Source organism: Aeromonas popoffii, assembly GCF_000820025.1.
GTDB lineage: Bacteria > Pseudomonadota > Gammaproteobacteria > Enterobacterales > Aeromonadaceae > Aeromonas > Aeromonas popoffii.
In genome coordinates this window covers 32,266-38,813 of sequence record NZ_CDBI01000104.1, presented here as the reverse complement: position 1 = coordinate 38,813, position 6,548 = coordinate 32,266, and the positions used below count along the sequence as shown (strand labels likewise).

The 6,548-nt window shown below is 57.0% G+C and carries 4 protein-coding genes; 1 reads left to right on the top strand and 3 read right to left on the bottom strand.

Features of this window, described 5'->3' with window-relative positions:
* Window positions 1-123 precede the first annotated feature (123 nt).
* The 3 genes from pflB to ycaO form a co-directional block, all read right to left on the bottom strand.
* Window positions 124-2,406, bottom strand: coding sequence for a formate C-acetyltransferase (gene pflB, locus BN1129_RS21520; protein WP_042039346.1), 2,283 nt, complete (start codon window positions 2,404-2,406; stop codon window positions 124-126).
* A 45-nt stretch (window positions 2,407-2,451) separates the two neighbouring features.
* Window positions 2,452-3,300 carry a formate transporter FocA gene (focA, locus tag BN1129_RS21515; protein WP_042039345.1) on the bottom strand — a complete coding sequence of 283 codons (849 nt, stop codon included), beginning with the start codon at window positions 3,298-3,300 and terminating at the stop codon, window positions 2,452-2,454.
* Between the two features lie 379 nt (window positions 3,301-3,679).
* On the bottom strand, window positions 3,680-5,440 hold the full coding sequence (gene ycaO, locus BN1129_RS21510; protein WP_042039344.1) for a 30S ribosomal protein S12 methylthiotransferase accessory factor YcaO: 1,761 nt from the start codon (window positions 5,438-5,440) through the stop codon (window positions 3,680-3,682).
* A 532-nt stretch (window positions 5,441-5,972) separates the two neighbouring features.
* On the opposite strand from ycaO, the gene BN1129_RS21505 reads away from it, so the two are divergent.
* A partial coding sequence (locus BN1129_RS21505; protein WP_042039343.1) for an aspartate-semialdehyde dehydrogenase occupies window positions 5,973-6,548 on the top strand: 576 nt, incomplete at its 3' end.

Sequence of the window (6,548 nt, the reverse complement as noted above, 5' to 3'; positions counted from 1 at the left end):
TCTTCAAGGGGCCAATCTAGTCATATTCCTATCGAGTCGATGCCTGCTGGCAAACAGACATAAAAAAACCGGCGCCTAGGCGCCGGTTTTTAGTCACTGCAACTCTTGCTTGGCAATAAGCGATTACAGAGAAGCGGTGAAGGTACGGGTGATGACGTCTTGCTGTTGCTCTTTGGTCAAAGAGTTGAAGCGAACGGCATAACCGGATACGCGGATGGTCAACTGCGGATATTTCTCCGGGTTTTCCATGGCGTCCAGCAGCATTTCACGGTTCATCACGTTCACGTTCAGGTGCTGACCGCCTTCCAGGTTGGTCTCGTGATGGAAGTAACCGTCCATCAGACCCGCCAGGTTGGATTTCTGCGCTTCCATGTCTTTGCCCAGGGCGTTCGGCACGATGGAGAAGGTATAGGAGATACCATCTTTGGCGTAAGCGAACGGCAGCTTGGCGACGGAAGTCAGGGAAGCAACCGCACCCTTCTGGTCACGACCGTGCATCGGGTTGGCACCCGGGCCGAACGGCGCACCGGAACGACGGCCATCCGGGGTGTTACCCGTTTTCTTGCCATACACCACGTTGGAGGTGATGGTCAGTACGGATTGGGTAGCCACGGCGCCACGGTAGGTGTTGAGCTTCTGAATCTTCTTCATGAAGCGTTCTACCAGGTCACAGGCGATGTCATCGACGCGAGCGTCGTTGTTACCGAACTGCGGGTACTCACCATCGATTTCGAAGTCGATGGCCACGCCATCTTCGTCACGAACCGGCTTGACCTTGGCGTACTTGATGGCAGACAGGGAGTCAGCCGCAACGGACAGACCGGCGATGCCGCAAGCCATGGTGCGATACACATCACGGTCGTGCAGCGCCATCAGGGAGGCTTCGTAGCTGTACTTGTCGTGCATGTAGTGGATGATGTTCAGGGCAGCCACGTACTGCTTGGCCAGCCAGTCCATGAAGTGATCCAGACGAGCCATCACGTCGTTGTAGTCGAGGAACTCGGAGGTCACCATCTCGGTCTTGGGACCGACCTGGATCTTGAGCTTCTCATCCATACCGCCGTTGATTGCATACAGCATGGTCTTGGCCAGGTTGGCACGAGCACCGAAGAACTGCATCTGTTTGCCGACGATCATCGGGGACACACAGCAAGCGATGGCATAGTCATCGTTGTTGAAGTCCGGACGCATCAGGTCGTCGTTTTCGTACTGAACGGAAGAGGTTTCGATAGATACCTTGGCGCAGTACTTCTTGAAACCGACCGGCAGCTTCTCGGACCACAGGATGGTCAGGTTCGGCTCAGGGGATGGGCCCATGGTGTACAGGGTGTTCAGCATACGGAAGCTGTTCTTGGTGACCAGGGTACGGCCATCAACGCCCATACCGGCCAGGGTCTCGGTCGCCCACATGGGGTCGCCGGAGAACAGTGAATCGTATTCAGGGGTACGCAGGAAGCGAACCATGCGCAGCTTCATGACCATGTGGTCCATCAGCTCCTGGGCTTCTTGCTCGGTGAGCACGCCTTTTTTGATGTCACGCTCGATGTACACGTCCAGGAAGCTGGAGGTACGACCGAAGGACATGGCAGCACCGTTCTGGGACTTGACTGCCGCCAGGTAGGCGAAGTAGGTCCACTGGACGGCTTCTTTGGCGGTCTTGGCTGGTACGGAGATATCGCAACCGTATTTGGCAGCCATGACCTTCATCTGTGCCAGGGCACGGTACTGCTCGGAGATCTCTTCGCGCAGACGGATGGTGGCTTCCAGGTTGACGCCGTTTTCCAGGTCAGCTTGCAGGGACTTGAACTGGGCCAGTTTGTCGGCCATCAGGAAGTCGATGCCGTACAGGGCAACACGACGGTAGTCACCTATGATACGGCCACGGCCGTAGGCATCCGGCAGACCGGTGATAACACCAGACTTACGGCAGTTCAGGATGTCTTTGGTGTAAACGTCAAACACGCCCTGGTTGTGAGTCTTGCGGTACTCGGTGAAGATCTTCTCGACCATCGGGTCCAGTTGACGACCGTACACTTCGCAAGAAGTTTTAACCATCTTGATACCGCCGTTGGCGATGATGGCGCGCTTGAGCGGCTTGTCGGTCTGCAGACCGACAATTTGCTCCAGGCTCTGATCGATATAGCCGGCATCGTGAGCGGTAATGGTGGAGGGCAGGTCAGTATCAAAATCGACCGGCGCATGAGTGCGGTTCTCGATTTTGATGCCTTCCATGACCTTGTCCCACAGCTTGGTGGTCGCGTCGGTCGCGCCAGCCAGGAAGGACTCGTCACCTTCATACGGGGTGTAGTTCTTCTGGATGAAGTCACGAGTGTTGACAGAGGACTGCCATTCACCGGCCGCGAAGCCTTCCCATGCTTTTTGGAACTGTTCGTTAAGTTCTGCCATTTTCATTACCTCACACGGTATTGATGTAGTATCCCGCAATCATCCTTAATGATGACGACGGAAGATAAACCAGTAAGTCAGACCAACCATGACGCCACCACCAATGATATTACCAATGGTGACGGGAATGAGGTTGTGTAGGACGAAGTTGGATACGGTCAAGTCGGCGAAGGTCGCCGGATCCTGGCCGACAGCCTGCCAAAATTCCGGGCCTGCTACCGCATGGATAGCGATACCGACCGGGATCATAAACATGTTTGCGATGCTGTGCTCGAAACCGGAGGCCACGAACATGGCGACGGGGAGCAGCATGACCATTACCTTGTCGGTAGCACTGCGGGCGCCGAAGGCCATCCACACGGCGAGACACACCATGAGGTTGCACAGAATACCGAGGGCGAGGGCCTCGAAGAAGGTGTGATGGATCTTGTGCTGGGCCACTTTCAGGGCGTTCAGGCCCCACTGACCATTTGCCGCCATGTATTGGGCCGACATGATGATGAGCGCGACTATGATGAGACCGCCAATGAGGTTGCCGAAGTAGACCAGACCCCAGTTCTTGAGCAGTTGGCCCCAGGTGATGCGATTGGCCGCCTTGGCGACCAGCGTCAGGGTGCTGGAGGTGAACAGCTCGGCACCGAGTAGCACACAGAGGATAAGACCGAGGGAGAAACAGAGTCCGCCGACCAGCTTGCTGAGGCCCCAGGCGACATTGCCGGTACCCGTGGTGACTGTGATAAAAAAGACAAAAGCGATGGCGATGAAAGCGCCTGCTGTGATGGCCAGAGGGATGACCTTGCATGCCGGTTTGGTTGCCTTGGCATAGGTTATATCTTCTGCCAGTGCAGCGATGGCTTCTGGCTTGAGACAATCAAAGGGAGATTCTGCTTTCAATTCTCATGTACCTGCTGTTTTGCCTGTGGAAATCATAACAAAGGGCCAGATCGTCAAAATTGACTCCGATCAAGAATTGCAGATTGTGAATGTAATTTTACTACAAAAATTTGAGTCCCCTGGAAGCTTCCCGTTACACTAGGTTTCAGCTGAAACAGAAATGCCGGTTTTTTAATATAATGATTTTAAAGAATTTATTGGTCAGGTTTGAAAAAATGTACTGGCAAGGCATCTTTTCATCCCCCTCACATCATGGACTCGGCATTGGCAACCCCCTAAGAGGTATTTTTTGTTTTTTATTTCATCATTGAATAACACATCCCCAGCCGGGGCACCATAAAGCAAAAGGGGCCATCAAGGCCCCCCAAAGACTACCACATCAGGCCCAATGATGGGCTCGCTTGGCTTTTTGCAGCTTTTCATACGCCGCCAGCAGCTTCTGGTGCTGAGGGAATTGGGCGAGCGACAAGTCGGCCGCCTCCAGTCCGTGGAAACGCGCTTCGCCGCTGGCGTTGGCCCATGCCTGTGCCAATGTCTCTTCGCCATACATGCGGGTAAACACGGCGCGGTACTGCTCCGGATCCCGCTCCTCGTCGATGAACAGCTCGACGCAGGCACGCAGGGCACGGTAATAGTTGGCGCGATCCGCCGGGAATACCGACTGGTTGAATTCCATGGTCCAGTCGATGAGATCCAGTGCCGTCTCCAGCTCACCGGCGGCCAGTGCCAGCATGGCTTTCAGCTCACCGACGCGCAGGGTGTGCAGGGTGGAGCCCTTGGCGGCGGCGATGCCCAGCAGCTCGCGGACACGGGTGCGTTCGTCGTGCCCCTCTTCATCCAGTTGATCAAACAACGCCATGTACTGCTCGGCATCCCACGCCAGCGATGGCAGCGCCAGGATCACTTCGCGCAGGTTGGCCCCCATGTTGTTGTTGGCCAGCAGCAAGTCCTCGGCCGGATAGATGTCGGACATGCCCGGCACCAGAATACGGCAGGCGTAGACGCCCAGGTGCTCGTAGTCGGCGATGTAGACCGGCTGCTCCAGCTCGTGGAAGATGCCGATCAGATGATCGAACTCCTCCTGCGAGGTGCCGCGAAAATCCCAGTCGGCGAACGCGAAGTCTGCATCCTGCTTGAACAGATCCCAGCTGATGAGGCCCGAGGAGTCAATGAAGTGGGTCTCCAGGTTGTGGTGATCTGCGACCTGTTCGTTATCAAATGACGGCGGTACAAACACGTCGAGATCTTTGAGACCACGGCCTTGCAGCAGTTCGGTGACGGTACGCTCGAAGGCCACTTCGAAGCGCGGGTGGGCACCGAAGGAGGCAAAGCAGGTGCCGTTGCTCGGGTTGAGCAGCACCACGCAGATGACCGGATAGCGGCCACCCAGTGAGGCATCGAAGCTGTAAATCGGGAAACCTTCCGCTTCCAGCGCCGCGATGGAGGCAGCAATCCCCGGATAACGGGCAATCACTTCCGCCGGGATCAGCGGCAGGCTCAGGGCCTCGGCGATGATCTTGTTCTTCACGTGGCGCTCGAACACCTCGGAGAGCGCCTGAGTGCGCGCTTCGGTGCGGGTGTTGCCGGCGCTCATACCGTTGGAAACATAGAGGTTGCCGATGATGTTCATCGGGATATAGACGGTCTCGTGATCGGATTGGCGCTCAAACGGCAGCGCGACGATACCGCGCTCCTCGTTGTTCGACTGCAGATCCACCAGCATGTCGGCGGTCACTTCGCCGTCCGGGTTGTAGAACTTGCGGGTAAAGCTGTCGAGCAGGCCGGCCGGGAACTGATCCCCCTCGATGGGGAACCACTTCTCGTTCGGGTAGTGAACGAAGTCGCCGTTGGCTACCTGCTCGCCCAGATAGAAGTCGGCGAAGAAGTAGTTGGTGGAGAGACGCTCGAAATATTCGCCAAGGGCCGAGGCCAGCGCCGCCTTCTTGCTGGCACCCTTGCCGTTGGTGAAACAGAGGGCGCACTCCTTGTCCCGGATGTGCACGGACCAGACGTTGGGCACGGGATTGAGCCAGGAGGCCTCTTCGATATCAAACCCCAGGGCTTGCAGCTTGGTCTGGAAACGGTCGATGGAGTCTTCCAGTGCCGCGTCCTTGCCGGGAATAAAAGTGTGGTCGGTCATCACATTATCCTGATTTTTATTGGCTCATGTTTGGCCGCAGATAATAGCAGGGGTCGGCGCGTTTGGCAGGCAAAAACGGGGACAGTGCCCCGTTTAGCTATCGACAGAACCGGGATCGGCAGTCGGGTCAGCCGATAAACTTCAGGCCCGGGATCCCGCCGATGATCAGCAGCAGGCACAGTATTCGGGCGAGGGGCGGGCGCGTTGAACAGCCAGCGCCCCATCCGCTCGGTACTGACTGCGTAGGCGGTATCGAGCGGCCTGTTTGGCCAGCATGGCGAGAACAGCCCGCTCATCCCCATGGTAGCGGGGTCAGCAGGGTCGTCTCCTGGGGGCCAGCTGGCGGATATTGCAGCGAACGGCACAGAATATTGCGCAATTCGACTTGCACCCGCCGTCACAATCCGTAATGTGGGCAGACGCATTTTTCGCAACACGTATTTTGTAATCTACTTGTGAACGGCCCACGCCGGACAAGGGGTTACGGGTTTCAATACACAGTTTCAATAGCAGCTATCCAGGGTAGGACATTATGAAAAAAGTAGGTTTGGTCGGTTGGCGTGGCATGGTGGGTTCGGTGCTGATGAGCCGGATGCTGGAAGAGAAGGATTTTGCCCGCATTCAACCCACCTTCTTCACCACCTCCCAGGCCGGTGAGGCCGCCCCCAATGTTGGCGTGGATGCCGGTACCCTGCAGGACGCCTTCGATATCGAGGCGTTGGCCAAGCAGGATATCATCATCACGGCGCAGGGCGGCGATTACACCAAGGATGTCTATCCCCGCCTGAAAGCCGCTGGCTGGCAGGGTTACTGGATTGACGCTGCCTCCTCCCTGCGGATGGAGAAAGATGCCGTCATCATTCTGGATCCGGTCAACGGCGACGTGATTGAGCATGCCCTGAACGATGGCATCAAGACCTTCGTTGGCGGCAACTGCACCGTCAGCCTGATGCTGCTGGCCCTCGGTGGCCTGTTCAAGGCCGATCTGGTGGAGTGGGTGAGCGTGGCCACCTATCAGGCAGCCTCCGGCGGCGGTGCCCGCCACATGCGCGAGCTGGTCACCCAGATGGGCCTGCTGCGCGACGAAGTGGCGGTGGAGCTGGCTGAT